At 63.9% G+C, this 19,732-nt stretch carries 23 protein-coding genes, 2 tRNA genes and 1 pseudogene; 11 read left to right on the forward strand and 15 right to left on the reverse strand.

What is annotated here, in order from left to right; translation table 11 throughout:
• Window positions 1-10: 10 nt before the first annotated feature.
• From K7711_RS06100 to K7711_RS06125, 6 genes are all read left to right on the forward strand, one after another.
• Window positions 11-532 (forward strand): hypothetical protein, encoded by a 522-nt coding sequence (locus K7711_RS06100; protein ID WP_222965571.1) that lies wholly within the window; start codon window positions 11-13, stop codon window positions 530-532.
• Window positions 519-854 (forward strand): winged helix-turn-helix domain-containing protein, encoded by a 336-nt coding sequence (locus tag K7711_RS06105; RefSeq protein WP_222965573.1) that lies wholly within the window; start codon window positions 519-521, stop codon window positions 852-854. The genes K7711_RS06100 and K7711_RS06105 overlap by 14 nt, the downstream gene beginning before the upstream one ends.
• Before the next feature lie 778 nt (window positions 855-1,632).
• A complete protein-coding gene (locus K7711_RS06110; RefSeq protein ID WP_222966746.1) occupies window positions 1,633-1,896 on the forward strand; it encodes a transglycosylase family protein in 264 nt (87 codons plus the stop codon).
• 153 nt (window positions 1,897-2,049) lie between these two features.
• The gene (locus tag K7711_RS06115; protein WP_222965575.1) at window positions 2,050-2,955 is read left to right on the forward strand and encodes an alpha/beta fold hydrolase; all 906 of its coding nucleotides are present in this window, start codon (window positions 2,050-2,052) and stop codon (window positions 2,953-2,955) included.
• 59 nt (window positions 2,956-3,014) lie between these two features.
• Entirely contained in the window at window positions 3,015-3,593 is a 579-nt protein-coding gene (locus tag K7711_RS06120; RefSeq protein WP_222965577.1) for a DUF308 domain-containing protein, read from the forward strand.
• Entirely contained in the window at window positions 3,593-4,105 is a 513-nt protein-coding gene (locus tag K7711_RS06125) for a DUF6130 family protein (RefSeq protein ID WP_222965580.1), read from the forward strand. The genes K7711_RS06120 and K7711_RS06125 overlap by 1 nt, the downstream gene beginning before the upstream one ends.
• A 15-nt stretch (window positions 4,106-4,120) precedes the next feature.
• Here the strand turns inward: K7711_RS06125 and K7711_RS06130 are convergent, their stop codons facing one another.
• Window positions 4,121-4,549, reverse strand: coding sequence for a winged helix-turn-helix transcriptional regulator (locus K7711_RS06130; RefSeq protein WP_222965582.1), 429 nt, complete (start codon window positions 4,547-4,549; stop codon window positions 4,121-4,123).
• Between the two features lie 137 nt (window positions 4,550-4,686).
• Between K7711_RS06130 and K7711_RS06135 the strand changes: the two genes are divergently transcribed.
• Window positions 4,687-5,553, forward strand: coding sequence for an aldo/keto reductase family oxidoreductase (locus K7711_RS06135; RefSeq protein ID WP_222965584.1), 867 nt, complete (start codon window positions 4,687-4,689; stop codon window positions 5,551-5,553).
• A gap of 522 nt (window positions 5,554-6,075) precedes the next feature.
• Here the strand turns inward: K7711_RS06135 and K7711_RS06140 are convergent.
• On the reverse strand, window positions 6,076-6,759 hold the full coding sequence (locus K7711_RS06140) for a hypothetical protein (RefSeq protein WP_222965586.1): 684 nt from the start codon (window positions 6,757-6,759) through the stop codon (window positions 6,076-6,078).
• Window positions 6,760-7,413: 654 nt separating this feature from the next.
• On the opposite strand from K7711_RS06140, the gene K7711_RS06145 reads away from it, so the two are divergent.
• The gene (locus K7711_RS06145) at window positions 7,414-8,127 is read left to right on the forward strand and encodes a hypothetical protein (RefSeq protein WP_222965588.1); all 714 of its coding nucleotides are present in this window, start codon (window positions 7,414-7,416) and stop codon (window positions 8,125-8,127) included.
• A gap of 430 nt (window positions 8,128-8,557) precedes the next feature.
• Here the strand turns inward: K7711_RS06145 and K7711_RS06150 are convergent, their stop codons facing one another.
• The 8 genes from K7711_RS06150 to K7711_RS06185 form a co-directional block, all read right to left on the reverse strand.
• On the reverse strand, window positions 8,558-9,184 hold the full coding sequence (locus tag K7711_RS06150; protein ID WP_222965590.1) for an Rv1289 family protein: 627 nt from the start codon (window positions 9,182-9,184) through the stop codon (window positions 8,558-8,560).
• A gap of 936 nt (window positions 9,185-10,120) precedes the next feature.
• Window positions 10,121-10,468, reverse strand: coding sequence for a hypothetical protein (locus K7711_RS06155; RefSeq protein WP_222965592.1), 348 nt, complete (start codon window positions 10,466-10,468; stop codon window positions 10,121-10,123).
• A gap of 228 nt (window positions 10,469-10,696) precedes the next feature.
• A complete protein-coding gene (locus K7711_RS06160) occupies window positions 10,697-11,200 on the reverse strand; it encodes a hypothetical protein (protein ID WP_222965594.1) in 504 nt (167 codons plus the stop codon).
• An 18-nt stretch (window positions 11,201-11,218) separates the two neighbouring features.
• Window positions 11,219-11,662 carry a hypothetical protein gene (locus K7711_RS06165; protein WP_222965596.1) on the reverse strand — a complete coding sequence of 148 codons (444 nt, stop codon included), beginning with the start codon at window positions 11,660-11,662 and terminating at the stop codon, window positions 11,219-11,221.
• Window positions 11,663-11,833: 171 nt separating this feature from the next.
• Window positions 11,834-12,043 carry a hypothetical protein gene (locus K7711_RS06170; RefSeq protein ID WP_222965598.1) on the reverse strand — a complete coding sequence of 70 codons (210 nt, stop codon included), beginning with the start codon at window positions 12,041-12,043 and terminating at the stop codon, window positions 11,834-11,836.
• Entirely contained in the window at window positions 12,040-12,348 is a 309-nt protein-coding gene (locus K7711_RS06175) for a hypothetical protein (protein ID WP_222966914.1), read from the reverse strand. The genes K7711_RS06170 and K7711_RS06175 overlap by 4 nt, the downstream gene beginning before the upstream one ends.
• Entirely contained in the window at window positions 12,345-12,806 is a 462-nt protein-coding gene (locus tag K7711_RS06180) for a hypothetical protein (RefSeq protein ID WP_222965600.1), read from the reverse strand. Before K7711_RS06180 ends, K7711_RS06175 begins: the two co-directional genes overlap by 4 nt.
• Before the next feature lie 43 nt (window positions 12,807-12,849).
• Complete coding sequence (locus tag K7711_RS06185; protein ID WP_222965602.1) at window positions 12,850-13,593, reverse strand: GntR family transcriptional regulator; 744 nt, start codon at window positions 13,591-13,593, stop codon at window positions 12,850-12,852.
• Between the two features lie 65 nt (window positions 13,594-13,658).
• Between K7711_RS06185 and K7711_RS06190 the strand changes: the two genes are divergently transcribed.
• Both K7711_RS06190 and K7711_RS47360 read left to right on the forward strand, forming a co-directional pair.
• Complete coding sequence (locus tag K7711_RS06190) at window positions 13,659-14,765, forward strand: DUF1152 domain-containing protein (protein ID WP_222965604.1); 1,107 nt, start codon at window positions 13,659-13,661, stop codon at window positions 14,763-14,765.
• A 26-nt stretch (window positions 14,766-14,791) separates the two neighbouring features.
• A pseudogene (locus K7711_RS47360) lies at window positions 14,792-14,974 on the forward strand (site-specific integrase); the annotation flags it as partial.
• Window positions 14,975-15,418: 444 nt separating this feature from the next.
• Here the strand turns inward: K7711_RS47360 and K7711_RS06195 are convergent.
• From K7711_RS06195 to K7711_RS06215, 5 genes are all read right to left on the reverse strand, one after another.
• Window positions 15,419-16,456, reverse strand: coding sequence for a type II toxin-antitoxin system HipA family toxin (locus K7711_RS06195; RefSeq protein ID WP_235746582.1), 1,038 nt, complete (start codon window positions 16,454-16,456; stop codon window positions 15,419-15,421).
• Between the two features lie 205 nt (window positions 16,457-16,661).
• Entirely contained in the window at window positions 16,662-17,006 is a 345-nt protein-coding gene (locus K7711_RS06200; protein ID WP_222965608.1) for a helix-turn-helix domain-containing protein, read from the reverse strand.
• A gap of 479 nt (window positions 17,007-17,485) precedes the next feature.
• A tRNA-Arg gene (locus K7711_RS06205) sits at window positions 17,486-17,558 on the reverse strand.
• A 35-nt stretch (window positions 17,559-17,593) separates the two neighbouring features.
• A tRNA-Ser gene (locus K7711_RS06210) sits at window positions 17,594-17,683 on the reverse strand.
• 87 nt (window positions 17,684-17,770) lie between these two features.
• A complete protein-coding gene (locus K7711_RS06215; RefSeq protein ID WP_222965610.1) occupies window positions 17,771-18,487 on the reverse strand; it encodes a dienelactone hydrolase family protein in 717 nt (238 codons plus the stop codon).
• 123 nt (window positions 18,488-18,610) lie between these two features.
• Here K7711_RS06215 and hisC point away from each other — a divergent pair, with 123 nt between their 5' ends.
• A complete protein-coding gene (gene hisC, locus K7711_RS06220) occupies window positions 18,611-19,690 on the forward strand; it encodes a histidinol-phosphate transaminase (protein ID WP_222965612.1) in 1,080 nt (359 codons plus the stop codon).
• The last annotated feature ends 42 nt before the right edge of the window (window positions 19,691-19,732 follow it).

Below are 19,732 nucleotides of genomic sequence, written 5' to 3' on the forward strand. Positions count from 1 at the left end.
GGAGACAGCCATGGCGAACAACCCGACCCCCAGCGAAGCCGCCCGTGCGTTGCGCGACGTCACCGAGCGCACGAACCAAGCGGTGGACTCCACTCAGCGCGCCCGCTGGGTCGACATCGTCCTCGGCGTGGCGATCTTCGTGATGCTCGCGGCGCCGGACTTCCTCGGCAAGCACGCGGCGGCGGTATCGACCCTGATCATCGTGGTGATCACCGTCGGCTACAGCTGGCTGGGCCGCACCCGGCGCGGCGCGGCCGTCTTCGGCCAGCCCGCTCGGGTACGCCGACAAGCGATCTCGCGCCGATTCAGCATCCCCGCGGTGACGCTGCTGCTCGGAGTCATGGCGCTCGGGATCGCGCTCCCGCTGCTGGGTCTGCATCCGCTGGCGGGCGTGCCCTACTGGCGCACGATCCTGGGCGCCGTCCTGGGACTCACCTTGATCGTCTTCGGCCGTAGGCTGCAGAACACCCTGAATGCCCTGGCCCACAACGGTCACCGCCCCGAAAGCGACACCCTCGATGGACACCACTGACCTGGACCCGCTGCTGCTGGACCCGACGCGTCTGTCCATCGTGTCACTGCTGGCAGCCACCCACTGGGCCGAGTTCGGCTGGGTACGCGACGCGGTGACGATGTCCGATTCGGCGCTGTCCAAACAGATCACCAATCTGACCAAGCACGGATACGTCGAGGTCGAGAAGGGTTACGTGGGCAAGCGTCCCCGGACGTGGCTGAACCTCACCGACTCCGGGCGACGCGCGTTGCAAGGCCACATCGAAGCGCTGCAACGCATCGCCGCCCAATCCCAGCAAACCGGCGAGACGTACGCGCCGAGCAGTCCGAAACCCGACTGACCCAGCCGGTTCGCCCCGGGCGGAACCGAACACGCGGTAACCAACCGAGTCCGCCTGCTGGAGCAAAAGGGTTGGGTCACAAGAGATTTCGCACCCAACGACCGCCGCTCCATCCTGTTCGGCCGCACCCCCGAAGGCCGGAAACGCACGCTGGAGGTATTCGCAATGAAAACCGACACCGAATACCAACTCGTGTCCCCGCCACCCAGCGCCGGATCAGCGAAAAGTGCTGCTGACCTCGGAATACTGACGCCTATCCGCTCATCACGGCCACATCATTCACGGCCTTACATCCACGCAAAACGGTCGGGCGTGTCAATTTCGGTCGCCATTTCCGCAGGTGAGGAATGTATTCGCATAAAGTGATTTCGATTCGATAAACTCTCCCGCACTTATACGGTCTTCCACGTATCGTCTCTTGCGGAGAAAGAGTGCCGAGCGTTATCCACTCTTCACACGTACCCACAGGCTTTGCCCGGACGAAACCGAAGTTGCCCAGGTAGACCAGCGCTTCACCGTCTGATGGTTACGTGATTGCGACAAGAGTGGCCCGGCGGCAGTGGACCGTATAACGGTCCCTGCAAGCCGGCGAATCCTACGCACACCTGATATTTCCACACCACGGTTCGCAAAATCACCGACGATACCCGCGCGAACGACCGCGGGTATTCCGAAGGTCGAGTCGGCTGATCATGGAAGGAGATTCTCCGTGCACAACTCGCGTGTCTTCGACATCCGCTTCCTCAGTGCCGCCGCAGCGATTACCGCGGCCTCCGTGATGATGATCGCTCCCGCTGCGCAGGCCAATTCCGGCGGCCACGACTGGGACGCGGTCGCCAGATGCGAAAGCGGCGGAAACTGGAGTGCCGACACCGGCAACGGCTACTTCGGCGGCCTCCAGATCACCAGCAGCACATGGGGAGCCGCCGGCGGCTCAGGTTCGCCCGCACACGCCAGCCGCGCCGAACAGATCCGCGTCGCCGAAACCGTTCTCGCCAACCAGGGCCGCGGCGCGTGGCCGGTATGCGGGGCATACCTCTGACCAACAGCGCGAAGTCCCGGCGGACCAATCTCACTCGGCACCCCGCCGGGACTCTGCCGACGATCCCGTCACGGCCGTGCCTCGACGGGATTACGTCAATCCAGCGTCATCCGACAGATTCGGGGCCGTGCCCGCGGCGGTGAAGGTATCCGCATGGCTCCGGTTCCGCTTCATCCCCCGTCCACACTCGCCCCGGGCGCGCACACCTTCGACTCCGACGGAATCACCCAGCGATATCACGTGTACGGTCGCGGGCCCGTCTGCCTCGCCCACCCCGGCGGCCCCGGAATCCACTGGGAATACCTTCGTGTCCCCGAGCTCGAGGAACACCTGACCATGGTGTACATCGAAGCGCTCGGGACGGGCGAATCCGGGCGCCTGCCGACGCATCCGCACGGCTACACCCGGGAGCGCTACAGCCGTGCGCTGCAAGCGCTGACCGATCACCTGGGCGTACCCGAGGTGTATCTGCTCGGCCATTCGCACGGAGCATTCGTGGCCGCTTATCACGCATTGCACCGACCGGCCGGACTGGCGGGCGTCATCCTGTACGAGGGTGCGCCGGTCACCGGTCCCGAACACGGCGACGAGGCCGGGCGGCGAGTTCAGGAATTCGCCGCCGCGCACGCGGACCGGCCCGAACTGGCCGAGGTGCTCGCGGCATTCGCTGCCATGCAGGATATTTCGAGCGACGAACAGACCATCGCGGTCGCGCGCGGCATACTGCCGTCCTATTTCGCCGACTACTGGGGAAATGAACAGCAGTGGGCCCCAGTCCGGGAAAGTCTGCGAGCCACCTATATCTCCGGGCTGGACGCGAACCTGTCTCCGGACATCATCGACGACCGCGCCGATCTGCCGAATTCGACCGTGCCGGCGCTGGTCGTGGTGGGCTCCTTCGACGTCATCTGCGGGCCGCGCTGGGGACGGGAACTGCACGAATTGATTCCCGAATCGCGACTGGTCGTCCTGGAACACAGCGGGCATCTGGGGCATCTGGAAGAACCCGAACGCTTCGCCGAAGCGATCCGGGAATTCGTCCGCACACCGAAAGAATGATCGGCCTTCCCGCCAACGCCGCCCGGGACCCCCGATCAACGATCGAATCGATAGGTTTCATGAATAACACTGCAGTACTTCCTGTTTCGGGATCCGAGCGTTCGTCCGTGATCCGGTTGTCGCTGGTGCGCGGCATCCTGGCGCTGGCATGGGCGCTCGTGTTCGCCGCGGTCCACCACCCCCTCAACACCGTCGCGGTCGTCCTCCTGGTCGTCTACCCGCTCATCGACGCGGTCTCCTGCGCCATCGACTACCGCACGGTCCCGGAAGGCTCGGAACGTCGCGTGACCGCACTCAACGGCATCCTGAGCACACTGACCGCCATCGCCGTCGGTATTGCTGGTGTCGTCGGCGGCGAGGGCGCGGTACTAGGCGTATTCGGCGCCTGGGCAATACTTTCCGGCGCGGCCCAACTGGCCGTCGGCATCCACCGTCGCGGCCCCGTCCTTGGTAAACAATGGCCCACCCTGATCTCCGGCGGCCTGTCCTTCCTGGTCGGCGCCGTCTATATCGCCAAGGCCACCGGCCAGTCCCCAACCCTGGACGTGCTGTCCGTCTACGCCACCGGCGGCGGCGTCTTCTTCGTCGCCCAAGCCGTGTTGCTGATCTGGAAGTCGTTCCAGAAGAGGCAGAGCTGATGTTCAGCCGCCACCTCCCGATCCGCGTACTCGGCGCCATCGCGGCGACCGCCCTGCTGACCGCACCGGCCGCCTGCTCGTCGAGCACTCCCACGCCCGCACCGGTCGCCCCGACAACCGCCGTGACGGCATCGGGCGCACCGAGCTGGTCACCGGCACCGGTCGTGCCACTCACCGCGCAACCCGCCCCCTCCCTGATCGTCGACCAACCATTGCCCGACCAGCTCGCGATGGGCTTGGTGGTCATCCGTTACCACGCGGAGAACCTGCGGATCGTCGCCGCGTACGGCCCTGGCGCACTGAGTGTTTCGCCGCGCATCGGACACATCCACGTCACCGTCGACGACGCGCCGTGGCATTGGGCGGACGCCAGCGGTGAACCCCTGATCATCCAATCCCTACCGGCCGGACCCCACAAAGTGTGGATCGGCCTGGCCGACCCCACCCACCGGGTACTGGACAGCAAAACCGTGAACTTCGTCGTGCCCGCCCACCCGGACCATCAACACTGACCGGCACGTCTCGGGTCAGGCGGTGCGGGCGTCGTATGCCGCGCGATTGTCGAGCACATCATCCATGTGCATCTCGGCCCAGCCCTTCACACCGCGGATCATCCGGTGCAATGAGAGTCCGAGTTCGGTCAACTCGTAGGAGACCGTGACGGGCACGGTCGGCGTCACGGTGCGGGTGAGCAGCCCGTCCCGCTCCAGCGAACGCAGCGTCTGGGTGAGCATCTTCTGGCTGACTCCGGCCAGCCGGCGAGCCAGCTCCGAATAGCGCATCGACCGCGGCTCCCCGGCACTGTCGGCGTCACCGCTGCCGAGCGCGCACAGGATCAGCGTGACCCATTTGTCGGAGATCCGGTCGAGCAGCTTGCGGCTCGGACATGCCGCCAGAAACGCGTCGTACTCCGCCTTGGACTGTGCCCGTTTCTGGGCTGCCGTCATCGTCGCCATCGACCGCTCCTGCAACCAGTGGATGCGTTACGCACTTCGAAGTGCCTACTTCCTGTCAGAGAGTTACATCTCCATAGTGAAGCAAGGTGCAGTTGTGCACCACCATCCAGCTCGATAGGAGAGGCAGAGTTACGAAGATGCTGTCCGACACACTTCCCGGCGACACATGGCCCCTGGGCGAACTGACTGTCAGCCGATTCGGCTACGGCGCAATGCAACTCGCCGGCCCCGGTGTCATGGGGCCGCCGCCCGATCGCGATGGCGCACTCGCCGTCCTGCGCGCGGTCGTGGACCTGGGCATCACCCACATCGACACCAGCAATGCCTACGGACCGCACGTGACCAATCAGCTGATCCGGGAGGCGCTGCACCCCTACCCCGACGCGTTGCACATCGTGACCAAGGTCGGCGCGACCCGTGACCAACAGGGTGGCTGGCCCCCGGCCCGCCGGCCCGATGATCTGCGACGTGCCGTCCACGACAACCTCGAGTCCCTCGGCGTCGAGCGGCTCGATCTGGTCAATCTCCGGGTGGGCGACGCCCAGGGACCCCAACCCGAGGCACTCGCCGAGCCGTTCGAGACGCTCGTCGAACTCCAGCAGCAGGGCCTGATCCGGCACCTCGGCGTGAGCAACGTGACGGTCGAACAGGTCGCCGAGGCGCAGGCGATCGCGCCGATCGTGTGCGTGCAGAACATGTACAACCTCGCCCACCGCCACGACGACGCCCTGATCGACCGACTCGCCGAGCAAGGTGTCGCCTACGTGCCCTTCTTCCCCCTCGGCGGCTTCACCCCACTGCAGTCGTCGGCTCTTTCGGCCGTGGCCGAACGGCTGGACGCCACACCGATGTCGGTCGCGCTGGCCTGGCTGCTGCAGCGCTCGCCGAACATCCTGCTGATTCCCGGCACATCGTCGCTGGCGCACCTACGCGAGAATGTCACCGGCGCAGGTCTCTCGCTCTCCGACGAAGACCTCGGCCAACTGGGTCGCATCGGCCGCTGATCCGACCGAGAAAACGAATGGTCGGCTGGGATCCGAGCGGACCGAGATACGGAAAATGCCCTTCCGCATTCAGCGGAAGGGCCTCTCACCAGCGCGCCCGAAGGGATTCGAACCCCTAACCTTCTGATTGGTTCGGGCATACGCGACTATCCGTGGAAGTCCAGTAGTATTGTTCTCCGGCAACGGCTTTCGTTCGTTTGACCAATGGACCGTCCGCTGCAATCCGGGCCCGTATGCCTGCGTTTGTACAGGCAAAGTACTGGCGGGTCCAAGCTGGCCGACGTGCAGGGCCCAGCACCTCGACACTGCGCCGCACGACCGGGCGCCTGGGCGGCTCAAGAACCACTATTCCCAAGGCTGAACACCTGATTCGTAGTTACAGGGTGATGCCCTGAACAGCGGGAACAACGCGAATACTGCTTAGTTGGCAGTGTCGGCGAGGACGTCAAAGTCGTCAGCGTTGTCATGTCGTGTCGTAATGGATAATCGATTTCGAGGGCATCTCTCCCCCAGAGCGTCCACCTAGCCTTGCCAGATCGTGACATCGAACTCCGCAGGGGGTGATACTGCCATCGTATTGTTTGTCTTCGTGAACGTAATCGCAGCCACAACCCATTTGCTGACGTAGCAAATCACGTCACCTGCGGCAAGGGAACTGATGTCCTTGACGTACCGAGTGTTCTTTTTGCATGCGTCATAACTGGCCGAAGAGCTATCCAGTTCAGCCAACGTCGACCTGTCGTCAGCGAATAGAATTCCGGATCCGCTCCAGTCGACACCAGTTACGTTCTCCTTGGTAGGAAACGGACATTGGGTTCCCCTACTGATCGGCAGGCTGTACTGATCCGCGAGAACAATATGACAGTTCGCAACCAACACGGTGCCAGCCGCAACAGTGGGCGCACTGGCCGTCACGGACACGCTTGTCGCGGGTGCGCTGGCGGCTGTTGCTGGCCCGGCCGACACAGTCACAGACGGCGGACTGGCGGGCTGCGAAGTGCCTGGCACCGTTGCTCGGCCGATGAACACGCCAGCGACACCGGTGAGAGCCACGATCAGGCCAGAAATCGCGGTGATCCACGTCGGACCTATATCACGAATTCGAGACCGCTTCTCAGGTTCGACTGTTGGTGTGGATGGCTGCGACTGTTGTCGGCCAGGCTGAGTCTGACTTGCGCCCCCAGCGGGCGGATTCTGCTCGCTCACGCGGGAGAGTGTATGGCGGTGTCACCGCTATGAAAAGCATTGCGAGGCATTGCGGTCGAGGCTTGTCATGTCAAGCAGTAGCCCGATTGCTCGGGTGGCTTGCTGGGCGTAACGCCGTCACCGAGTAGGTGCAGCTGGCCGGAGTACGGCAACCTGCTCAGGTGCGGTGCCCCAGCCTTCGGGGCAGGCCCATCATCTACACGTACCACTGAGGACTTGGCAGATCGCCCGCTCGCGGAATTGGAAGCGGAACTTGCCGAGCGGTGGGCTGGCAGTTCGGATACGCCGGAGTGCGAATCGGTGAGGTGTGGGATTTGCAACCACGGTGGCGTGAACCACGACGGTTTTCAAGTTCGTCGTTCTCGACGTTTGCTGATGTTGGTGATCGTTTGTGTCGGTAGTGGCGCACGGTTGAACTGCGGACACGGTCGTTGAGACCGTTGGTCGGAATCGGTTCGGTCGTGCGCTACTGTGGACCAACTGCGGACTGGTTCGCTTCGGCCGGGAGGGTCCGCTCAAACTTCGGTGGAGTTGGCGCTGTCGGATGGTGATAAGGTGGGCCGCTCCTCAAGGCTCTAGGAAACGGATCGCGGCGTCCGGTGTGTGAGCGATAATCCTTGGACGGAATGGGGTTCGTCAACATATCATGCTTCAGTGGAGGTTGAAGAAGAGGTAGAGCGCCTCAAGAAAGCGTTCTTTATTGCAGCATTCTGCGGCGGTGTCGAAAAGGGTAGGATTCCGATCGAAGGCCGATCAATCGAAGATATTCTTCTAGATTTCTACGCTCTTGTACTGCTTCCAATTCACCTCAATGCCGAGGCTAAGTTAGAATTCTCTATTGATCACCGAAATTCCATTCTTGACAATGCGCGAATAGCCGTGGCGCAGCGTGAAAACGACATGGCCGCCATGCTGTTCGGGACGCTGTTTGAGCACCACATAAACCTTCTTCTTTCTGATTCCTTCGAGCGTAGAGAATACTCTGACAAGACCATTTCTACCCTAATCAGGAGCCTCGGCATCTCCGCCAAAGTCACAGCTTTATGGGAAATCGCACGGCTTAAGCCCTGGCCTGATGAACTACTTAGGAAGCTGAATCTTTTGATGGAGAGAAGGAATAGATTTGTCCATTACAAATGGAAGCCGGAGGCAAGATTCAACTCCGACACGGTTCCTGAGCGAGAATTGATAGAGCTGGAGGGAGTGGAAGACATTCTTTTGTTTCTCGAGGAAGTTGAGAACGATCACGTGTGGTGCGGTAGAAAAGAGGAGTTGCTCACGGCGTTCCGGGAACTATCAAGCGAAGACAAAAAAACAGCTGGCGAGAAGGGCGTTAGAGAGATTCTGTATCGAGAGCTGACCGCATAACTAGGGCTTACCTAAGTCGGCGGGTGTGCGGTGAGGCCCGGTTTAAGATGCTGGCGTTGTATTGACGATGCTGGTCCAACGCTGCCGACCAGACGACTCGGATTTCGAAGTGGTGCACGTAGCTGGCAATTTCTTGCGTGTACGAGGTCGGAATTAGACTTTGCTGATGCTGGTGCACACGCCGACGCTCTTGATCTTCACGGCGTTCCCTCTCGTACCTCGCAGCAGCCCGGCGGATTTCTTTCCTCGTGGCATCACGCAGTGCGTTTGGGCGCCCTCGAAGATGTCGAGGATCTTGCGGGCGGTCTGGCGTTAGCGGGGGAGATAGACCGAAAACATCATCTGACCTGGACAGCTCATGCTCAACACTTCTCGTTGATTCCGATCCGTCTCCAACCGTCCACGGCGACGGCCTGGCCAACCCGCCCGGCTAGAAGGGCGGGTTCGCAGTCCATTCCGCCCAATCCAACGTGACCAGGGGGCCGGGTTGGGTAGCCAGCTTCGCGCGAAAGTCGTCCTTCCGGCCCCACCAGTCATTGATATCGAAGCGGATCTTCGGATCGCCCCAATCCAAGTACTGGTCGTCCCTGACCCGCTGGTCGATATTCACGGGCTCGACGACTGCAACAGCGATCAGCGCGAAGATCGTGTTCCATGGAAGCCGGACCTTATCTTGTTCAACGTGAAGCTGACTCGCGATCCCGATGTGGTCGGCCCAAAGCGCAATATCCCCGGGGAGTTCGTCGCCATGGCCGTGAGCACATCGGTGCTGAACATAGATGAGGTCCGCAGTGTCTGGCCATACATTCCTCCCGAGTGTCGATTTGATCTTTACAGGCCATCGGGTGTCCGCAGTGTTCACACCTCTGATGACCATGGGGCCGAAGATGTCGTTGTTGTCGCGAATCAGCGCAGTGAATCGGTCACCGACTTGCCTTGTGGGATGTACCTTTCTTGCGGTGCCGTCAACGGCGTTGCAAGCATGGAGCATCGCGGCTTCAATTTCGCCGCGGCCGAAGTCGTCGATCGCTAGACGGATCGAGTCGCCTACCTTCATGAGCATGTAGGATACGGTCGTGCCGGTAAATCTCCCAATTGATTTCCCTGCGATCAGACAAACCGGACATTTCCTTTCTCACGACTGTCGCTGACGTGAATGACGTGCGGTCCCAATAGTCTTCGTACGGATAGGTCGTCTATCCGGCCCCGACTGCTCTTCCCCCATCATCCTCATACTTGCCGCTCTCAGCGGAAGACGGCCGGGTCAAGGGCGCTTTTTCCCTTGACGCGGTTGGCTGGAGCGAGACAATCAGGCAATGAGGAGGGTGGGGATTCCTGTGTACCCACGTCCTGATCAGGCGAATGTCCGGTTTCGAGCACGAAAGTGACGCGTTCGGGTGCCTCGCTACCGGGTCCGGGGAAGGATCCCGGTCCCGGTAGCAGGCTGTCCCGAGGGCTTTGGAGTCGGCGTCGTTGGCGACTCGCTCCCCAGCGTCGTTGCTGGGTGCCCCGGAAGGGGGCCGGAGCCCCCTGGGGGTTTAGGTACCGATGGGACCGGACGCACACGGGAATTCGGTGTCGGTCGACGGAACCACAGCCGGTGTACCGGGCTGGGTGCCGGCCGATTCGGGATCGGCTGCGGGAGGTCAGTCGGGTACGGCTCTCCTCGTGCCCAGCACTGGCCTTCGTTGTTGAAAGTGCTCGGACAGGATCAATCTGTGTTCTGCGTCGTCGCCCGCGCGGTGCCGACGTGCCGACGCGCCGCGTGCGGCTCTTTTTCGCGCGCGGAGCGCGCCTTGAGTTTATAAAGCGAAATTCAGCAGTTGTACGCACTGCACGCGCGGTGCCGATGAAAGTCGGAGACGGTGCCACAGCGCAAGGGGCGTGCACGGACGGCCGGGCCCTCAAGACTGAATCGTGAGGGGCGACCGTGGTGATTCTGACTTGCCGGACTCACCGCACCAGCGGTGACGACAGGTAGCAGCGAGTGTGATCAGTGCGTGCAGCCACCTTGGGTGTGCGCGGACCATGAGGCAATCTGCCACGACAACGCGCCGAGTCCGGCGCCGACCAGCGCGCCCGGGATCGCGCCGACGATGAAGATCGGCAGTCCAGCGAGGGCGCCGATCACTGCGCCGATGGCCGCGCGCACCTCCATCGTGTCCCCGTTCATCAGGCATAGCTCGACCTGTGTGCCGACCGGCGGGACCATGGCAGACGGCGTGGCCGCGGTGAGCACCATTACCGGCGCAGCGACCGGTGCCGTCGACGCGGTCTCGGCCGACGCCGTCGACGCGAATCCGGCCGTGAGGCCGACCGCCAGCAGGACACCGACCAACACAGAAATGAGCTTTCCGCCCATGATTCCCCTCGCAGAATGCAGAAGTACGGCGCGACCCGATAGCGGCCTCAGGCGGGCGACTCCCCCCGACTGGAGACGTCGCGCGCGGCACCATCCTGGCGGCGAAATGCCACCGGCACAATGGATTCGAGCGAACTCAGGACTAAAGTCCTCGACATAGCAAGCGCCCCGGCCATATTCGGCCGGGGCGACTTTTCGTGTGCGAGGTCAGGCGGCAGCCGAGATCGCACGACCGTCGCGGGTATGCACGATGACGGTCGGTTCGTCGGTGGCCCGGATCCGCGTGACCGCGAGTGCGAGCCCGTCGTCGCCGATCGGCTCCCGCTGCTCGCGCCCGTCGACGATGACGGCGATCTCGGTTGCATCCTCGGCGGCGATACCGGTGACCGCGAACCACACATCACCCGCCCAGTTGCCCTCGGCGTCAACTTGTCCCGAGCGTTTGCGGTTCATGCGTTGCAGCGGCAAATGGTCGGGCGTGACCGCTGCACGCGGGCACTCCGGTCGAGGGCTGCCGATGATGGTGCCCGGCGCGGTCCAGGTCCCCTCGAGGTTCTCGACCAGGACGACGAACCGAGCCTGCGCACTGTCCAGGACGACACCGGCGACATCATCGTGCGCGAGAACCGTCACGGTGGTGAAGTCGCCCGGGAAGTCGGCGAGCGCTTCGTGCGCGACCGGGATCGCCGGGTGAAGTTCGGTACGGCTCACGGAAGCCATCCTTTCTGGTCAGCAGTCGAGCAGCACAGGATCGCTGTTGCCGTCGTCTCGGTCGCCGGAGTAGTCGAATACCGCCGTGACAACGACCTCGGTGTGAAACTCCCACTGGACCGACGCGTCCGAGCATGATGCGTAGTAGATCTTCTCATCAGCTGCCCTGGTTCCGTGGTCGGTCCGCTCGGCGTGCATGTAACTCTGGCCGGTGTGGACGTTCTTGCGCCACAGCTTCACGGTGGTCGCGCGCAGGTCGGGATCGCGCGGGTAGCAGTGAACTCTGAATCCGAAGCTGATCGGAGCGGTCGAGCCTGGTCCGATCTTGTGCGGGCCGATCGGCTGGACCAGACATCCCGAGCCGCTGGCCGGGGTGACCGGCGGCTTGGCGTGTGCTGGCGCGGCGACCGATGTCGCGATGATCGCGGCGGCCGCGGCGACCCCCTTGGTGACGATGTTCAATTTGTCCTCCCTGAATTGCGTTGGGGCTAATCGGGTTTCGATTGCCCCTGGTCGCGCCGATCGCACTCGGCCCATTCGTCTAGGCCGGTCGCGACGCGGATCAGCAGCGCGAACGCCGCTGATCCCGATCTGTGCGGAATCTGGGGTGCGCCGGGTGCGCGGCGCGGCAGCTCACGATTCATCCGCGCCGCCGATCTCACGGTGAATTTCGTTGTCCCGCAACATCTCCGGCTCGACGTCGGTGGTGGGCACATCCAAGGCGGCGGGCCCCGACTCGCCCTCGAGTTCGCGGGCGAATTCGGCCGGGTCCGAGAGTTGGCCGTCGGACCCGACGATCTTCCATCCGTCAGGGCCGATGTAGTGCCCGATATAGTCGCTCATCGCGTCCGTCCAGCGTCCGGCCGCACGTGGCCCTCTTCGACGAGCACGTTGTACGCGTGCTGCTTGCGCGGGCACTCGGTGATGATGCAGTCGATGTGCAGCTGCATCGCGCGGTGCGCCTGGTCGACAGTGAACCGGCGCAGCGGTGCGGCGCACACGCCGGTCGTGAGCCGGGCAGGAGTGAAACGGTGCGCGGAATCCGCGCGCGAGTGCAGGACGCCTTGCCAGCGCAGGCCGCCGACGGTGACGACCAGGAAGCACGCGAGAGCAACCGCGATCAACCACGTCGTTGCCTCGGGGCTCATCGGATTGCCGCCCACTTCGCCTTGGCGCGTGCGTCGGCCTCGTCCATGATCTGCTGGGCTGCGACCGAGATCAGCTGGGCGCGTGCGCGAATCTGCTGCTCGATGCCTTCGACGACTCGCATGTCCGGAACGATGACGTGCGTCGCGCGGGTGCGGCCGATGGCGTTCGCGACGGTAGCCCACGGCCCCATGACGTCTGGATCGATGACGACGACCGTGTCGTCGACAGCGAGGTGCAGACGCACGCCGAGCTCGGTCATTTCCTGCTCAATGCGTTCGCGGTCACCCTCGGCGATCAGGTCCGGCCGGATGCAACGTATCGCGAGGCGGGATGAGGGGGTGTTTTTCTTCATCGGAGGCGTCCTCCTGATGTCGGTCGGATGGGTCCAAACCGCCCCAAGATGTGAACTGAGGCATAAGTGGACTATGCCACCTGCCAGAGCAGTGGCATAGTCCACTTGCGCGAATGTGGAGATTTTTCTGGAGTAACAGCGTGTCGAGCTAGAGAGTTACGGGGAACTCTTGGCGGAAGGCAAACCGTTCCGGAGGATAGATACCCTCGTCGAATTCGAGTGGTACATCGTTGCTGTCGCAGGCGACGAGCCAGTACACCAGCACCGCCGATGTCTCCGGCAGGTGCAGTGCGGCAACTTCCTCGGCGGTTCCCAAACGGGCGCACACCTGGTCACGCGCATAGGTGGGCTGTATGTCGGTGGAGCGGGCGAGGTAGCCGAGCGTGCCACCACCGACGCGCTCGGTTTCGAGCAACCGCGGTGCGACGTCCGCCAGCGCGGCCGGGAACCACGACGTAGAAAACTCGACCGGCCCGGTCGGGTTGTTGATGATCCGCTGGCGGCGAACGACTCGACTGCCAGCGGGTAGGTTCAACGCCTCGGTCACGTACCCGGGGCCGTCCACGATGCCGACGAACGGGAACGTGCAATCCTCGCTGTCGCTGTACATGCTGCCCAGCTCGACGGCGCGTTCGAGGCGCTCACGTGCGCGCGGCGCCGCATTCGGAGAACGGACGAAAGTGCCCGCGCCCTGCCGGGCTTCGACGAGCCGTTCGCGACGCAGGACCTCGAGCGCGCGACTCGCGGTCGGTCGCGCAACGCCGTAGAGCTCGGCGAGCCGACGCTCGGACGGTACTTCGGCGCCGGGCTGGAGGTCGCCGCGGATGATCTGATCGCGCAAGAAACCAGCAATCTGCAAGTACTTCGCGGGCACCTCTTTGATCTCGGACACCCGGACACCTCCTGAACTACCATAGGCCACTAGCCACTATAGGACCACGGAACAGGTAGTCGCCGATGCGCTCTGCGATAGCTATTGCGGCGGGAGGCGGTGGCGACGCGGTCTCCGCGGCCATGCTCGCCTCCGCCCGCCCGGAGCTGGGGATCGCGGCAATCATGTCGTATTCCTGGGATCGCTTCATGATCGACCCGTCGCCCGGCCCGCGTGTCCGCGGCGATTTCGACGGGCTGATCGACCGCGGCGGCGTCGCGGAAATCCCGCCGACCGCGGCACTGCGGATCGGGCAGTCGACGCTGCCGAGGCTCGCCGGGGCGATCGACCGGCCGTTGCTGCTCATCGAGGCCGACGAGGGGGCCGTCGGGTTGTCGGCGCTGATCGCTCGCGCCGCAACGGCATTCGACGCCGACGGGATCGTCGTGATCGACGTCGGCGGCGACATCCTCGCCGAGGGGCATGAGGTGGGTCTGCGCAGCCCGCTCGCCGATTCGCTCGCGCTCGCCGCGGCCGTGCGCACCGGGATCGACACTCGGGTCGTGGTGGCCGGGATCGGCATGGATGGCGAGCTGTCCGCGGCCGAGGCTGCCGAGCGACTCGACAAGCTGCACGCCAACCAGCTCCCTGACCTCACTCCGCGGGACGCTGCACCGTTCGAGAGCATTTGGGCATGGCACCCGAGCGAGGCGAATGCTCTGCTCGCCGCGGCGGCGGCCGGTTGGCGCGGCGTGGTGGAATGCCAACGCAATGCCGCGGTGGAGCTCACCGACGCGTCGATCGGCGTGTACGAAGTGGACGCGCGGCAGCTCGTCGACGCGTCCCTCGCCGCAGTGCTCACGGGCACAACGAGTCTGGCCGAGGCCGAGCAGTTGCTACGAGACCGGCGTGCCGGTCGCAGCGAGCTGGACGTCGAGCGCCAGCGCGCGGCCGGTGACCGTGCGAAGGTCCGGATGCCCGGCCCGGAAACGCTCGCCGTGATCGACGAGTACGCCGCCGACGCGTGCGAACGAGGCGTTACTGCGCTCACCGTGCGGCGGGTGGCCGAGATGGTGTCGGCGATCGCGCCGGAGGCTACCGACGCGCTTCGCGCCCTGCTCGCCCAGCATCGGCCGGACAGTTTCCGGCCGCCGCTGTACCGGGTAAGTTCGCCGGATGCTTCGGGCGAATAGCGGCGTGCACTTCGCGAAGAATTGCGGTGACGCCGTACAGCTTCCGGCGGACGGTCGCGACAGTGGTTCGTGATGATCTCGGTCCGGCGCAGGCTCAGGCTCAGCTGTCGCATGCGAAGCTGTCGACAACCGAGCAGCACTACCTCCAGCGACAGACTCAGGGACCGGATGCGCGACGCGCCCTCGACCGGTACGCCGAAGGAAAGTAATGGCTCGTTTGTATGGAGAAAGTGAGAAGCCAGAGGGTTACCGTAGTCGTATATAGCCTGGCCGGGATGCTGATTTCCATAGCGGCCTTGGTCGTGGATTCGTTCAAGAAACACTACAGTCCTGCTGATTGGTCACCTCCACTGTTTGCCGGTTCCGAGGTGCGTGCACGGACCGGTCGGAGCATGATCCTCGGTCCGCCTGGTACGGGACTGAACATGAAAATCATCTCAAATTGACTGTGCCGGATCCTGAGTGATGCCGACGCGGTGGAGAAGGCTCGTGCAGTGGTCGTCGAATCACCGTCCGGATCCCCGGCGACGACTCGTAAAGAGGTTGGCGCACAAGGCATGCCGCCGGGCTGGCATACGATGCGGGTCGGGGACATCTGTGATATCAAGATCGGGCCTTCCGCTCGGGCCATGCCCGAAGACGAGCACGGCTCGCTACCCGTAGCCGTACCCGGCAAAAGGGTTGAGGATTTGCCTGTGCCACAGGAAATTCCGCTGCGCCTGCGTTAGCCCGACAAGATCGGCGACTTCCGAGAAATCTCGTTGGACAACATCGATCTGGTAGTCGATGATCTCGCGGCCCTCGGCCTTGCTCAGGCCGTATACAGCGCACGCATTCAGCAAGGCAGCGAACGACGAGTCTCGTTGTCCCGCACGATCGAACGCCATCGCCTGTGCGGACGTCTCACCCGAACGCGGCTGTGGGCACAGGTCGTAGGCGGGCGTCAGCCGAAGATCTCGCCCGTTCCAGAACGCGGCATGATTGCGCGCGTGATCGTCATTGTTGCCGATGGCGACGTTGAACACGATGCGCTCGAACAGCTTTCGGCCGACCTGCGGATCCGCTCCGTCGCGGCGCAAGACGTCCAGCAGGTCGGGGTAGGTGGCATACCGAGCCTCCATTTCGTCGAGGCCGAGCATTGTCAGTCCCGAGACCAGGATGCGCCGGTCGCCCGCTCGCCCTCGGTCGAAACGCTCGATCACCAGGATGTCTTTACCCAAGGACGAGGTGACGAACGAATGCGGCGTGTCGATGCCGACCCTGCGCGCGAATTCGAAGGCCAACGCTTCGGAGTTCACCACCGGATAGTGGTCGGAAGTCGACGAGAATTTCGCGATACACGGAACCCCGTCGACGTCGATCAGCGCTTTGGGGCGCGCGCCACCGATGGAAGTCCCCCGCACCAGAGCCGCAGCCAGTTCGGGACCTATCGGCCGTCCTTCCTGCAACGCATCGGCGGCCGCGTGCAACTCGTCGATCGACGCGGTAGTGCCGCGTGGGACATAGGTTTCCGGGCTGGTTTGAAAATCGAGTCCGCCGATACGGTTCGAGCCCGATTCGAGAAAGTAGGTGATCTGGTCGAGATCTCCGGGGTCGGCATCACGACCTCTGACGCCATCAACCCGCTCCAGAATCACTCGTTGTCCCCACGAGTCCGGACCGGCATCACGCAGAACCGAGGCGATGGCCATATAGCCGGACGGCTCCTGCCAGCCGCTGATGAGCGGAAGCTCCGGCGCGTACAGGCTGATGGCATCCGGACGTTCGAGGTAGCTTCGTCCGTATCCGAAGCGGTACCGGCTCCCATGACGCTGAACGCGCCCGGCGACGACCGGCTGCAGGTGACCGGGAAGCCACGCCCAGACATAGGCGTCTTCTCGCCGAGGAGAACTGCCGTCAGAAATCGAGGCCATCGTCGTCTCCCTTGGAACGCGGCCGGTATTCCCGAGCAGGGATCAACGCAACGCGCTCCTGCCCTCGTCTGCGAAGCCGAGCCAACTCGTCATTACTCGCGGCGAAGAGCGGAACGCCCACAACAGAGGCCGCACTGAATACCGTCCCCACAGCGACTCCCGGCGCCCCTCGCTCGATGGCCGTAATCGTCCGCGGCCCCACACCGACACGCGCCGCCAGGTCAGCAGCACTCCAGTTCTTGTCATGCCTGGCAAGCCGGATGTGCGCACCGAGCACACTCAACGCATCAGCTGCCCCACGGGTCGGAGCAATTTCACGCTTGGCCATGGTCCACCTACCATTAAAGTGCAGTAGATCTACTCTACTGCACTTTAATAGTGAACAGCGATCGATCTCGCCGGTTTCGATCAGCATCCCGCGTACTCAGTTCACGCGCACAGCTTCGACCGAGACAGCGGTCAGGGCGACCAGTTCACCCGGGTGGGTAGGAGACAGCGCGACCAGCACGCCGACCTGGCCAGCGACCCGACCCACGAAGTAGCAAGGTTTCGTGCCGAATTCGAACGAACTGAGGACTTGGTCCCGATACAGCGAGCGCCCCACCGTCCAAGGCATCCCGTTTCATGTCCGAGGTCAGCTGGTCGCCTTCACGGCGCCAACATCCCGCACGCGCACGACCACGATCGGCTCGCCGTCGCCCCGGATCTGCGCAATCACAAATGCGAGCCCGTCGTCGCCAATCCCACCGTTGGCACACGGGACGGAAGAGGCCCCTTCCGCAGTGAGCGAAAAGGGCCTCCTACCAGCGCGCCCGAAGGGATTCGAACCCCTAACCTTCTGATCCGTAGTCAGATGCTCTATCCGTTGAGCTACGGGCGCAGATCTATCAAGTTGTGTGTCCGGCGAACCGGACGTGGCGGAGGCGAGAGGATTTGAACCTCCGGTCCCCGTGAAGGGACAACTCATTAGCAGTGAGTCCCATTCGGCCGCTCTGGCACGCCTCCTGGAGCCTTCTCTTCCGAGGGCCCGGTCCTTTCGAACCGCCGAGACGAAAGAGTACAGAGCAACAGCTCAGGACGCAAAACGGCTGGTCAACGTAGGTGAGAATCGAACCAATCGAAGATTCTCGTGTGCGCGGAGACCAACTCGTCCGCATCCGCGGGGTCGAAGGCCAGACGATCGGGGCGGTGCCCCAGACCCGGGTAGCTGACGACCAGGGTCGCCACGGCGGCGGCCGCGGCGGCCTCACGCAGACGTTCGACCTGGTCGGCGGGGATGACCGGATCGTCCGCGCCGTACAGGCCGAGCCAGGGGGCCTGTAATTGCGCGGCGGCCCGGATCAGCGCGTCCGCGCGCTCGGTGAGCGGCTCGTCGATACCGGGTGCGGCGACGCTGACCGCCGCGCCGATCTGTCGATTCGTGGCGACCAGGAATGCGGCGGTTCCGGCGCTGTCGAAGCCGAGAACTCCGGTCAGATCCGGGTAGACGCCACGTCCGACGAGCCAGTCGAAACAGGCGTCGAAATCGGCGAACAACTCCTCGCCGAAGATCTGATCGTCGGCGGCCTCACGGTGGAACAGGTTGGGCGCCACCACGATCCAGCCCTCGGCCGAGAGCGCCGTCATCAGCTCCAGCAATGTTTCGGCGAATTCGCGCGATTCGTGCAGCAGGACGATTCCGCCGCGCGCACGCCGGTCCGGTTCGATCACCCGAATAGGTACTCGCGCGATTGTCGTGGCCTGTCCGTCCTGCGCCTGAGCGGGGTCGCCGGCGCGCAGGGGCGCGTTGTCGTGATAGCTGCCCGGCATGAAAACCAGAATAGTTCGGTTGGGTAACGTTCCGGACAACTCGTATGCCCGATATTCGGGCGCGAAATTACCCACGGCATCCACCCGGTAATCGCAGTCGCGCCGCACGTCTAATGTGGAGGGGTGAGCGCTCGTATTCGTCCGGACCTCGAGTCCATCCCGGCCTACTCCCCCGGCCGCAGCCATCCCGGCGCGGTGAAACTGGCCAGCAACGAGACCACTCTCGGACCGTTGCCGACCGTCGCCAAGGCCATCGCCGAAGCCGCCGAACAGGCCAACCGGTACCCGGACAACCAGTCCGGCGAACTCCGGGCGGCCATCGCGAAGTTCCACGGCATCGAGGTCGAGCGGGTCGCGGTGGGCTGCGGCAGTGTCGCGCTGTGCCAGGAACTGGTGCAGATCACCTGCGATTCGCCGAGCGACGAGGTGCTGTTCGCGTGGCGGTCGTTCGAGGCGTATCCGATCGTCACGCAGGTGGGCAATGCGACGTCCGTGCAGGTGCCGCTGACCGAGGGCCTCGGGCACGATCTCGACGCGATGGCTGCGGCGATCACCGATCGCACGCGACTGATCTTCGTCTGCAATCCGAACAATCCGACCGGTACCGCGGTCGGCCGCGCCGAACTGATCCGGTTCCTCGACAAGGTGCCCGAGCGCATCCTGGTGGTCCTGGACGAGGCCTACTACGAATATCTGCGGCTGCCCGCGCAGGAGCACCCGAACGGCGTGGAGATCGGCCGTGACCGCCCGAATGTGCTTGTGCTGCGGACGTTCTCGAAGGCCTACGGCCTGGCCGGGCTACGCGTCGGCTACGCGGTCGGCGATCCCGAGGTGATCACCGCGCTGCTCAAGGTGCACATCCCGTTCAGCGTGAACCGTCTCGCCCAGGCGGCGGCGATGGCCTGCCTCGAGGCGGGCGACGAACTGCTCGATCGCACCGACCGCACTGTCGCGGAACGCGATCGAATGCGTGCGGCGCTGGTGGCGGCCGGATATCCGATCGTCCCGAGCGAAGCCAACTTCGTCTGGCTCGCACTGGGTTCGCGCAGTGCGGAATTCGGTGAGGCGAGCGCGGAGGCCGGGGTGCTGGTGCGGCCTTACGGCACCGATGGTGTGCGGGTGACCGCGGGTGATCCGCACGAGAACGACAAGTTCCTCGCGTTCGCGACGAATCCGGAGATCACCGGACGCTTCCTGGGCTGATCGGCGAAGCCGCGGGTTCGGCCGGAGAGCCTGGCCCGCCGC

The sequence above is a fragment of the Nocardia coffeae genome (assembly GCF_019890715.1).
Lineage (GTDB): Bacteria > Actinomycetota > Actinomycetes > Mycobacteriales > Mycobacteriaceae > Nocardia > Nocardia jiangxiensis.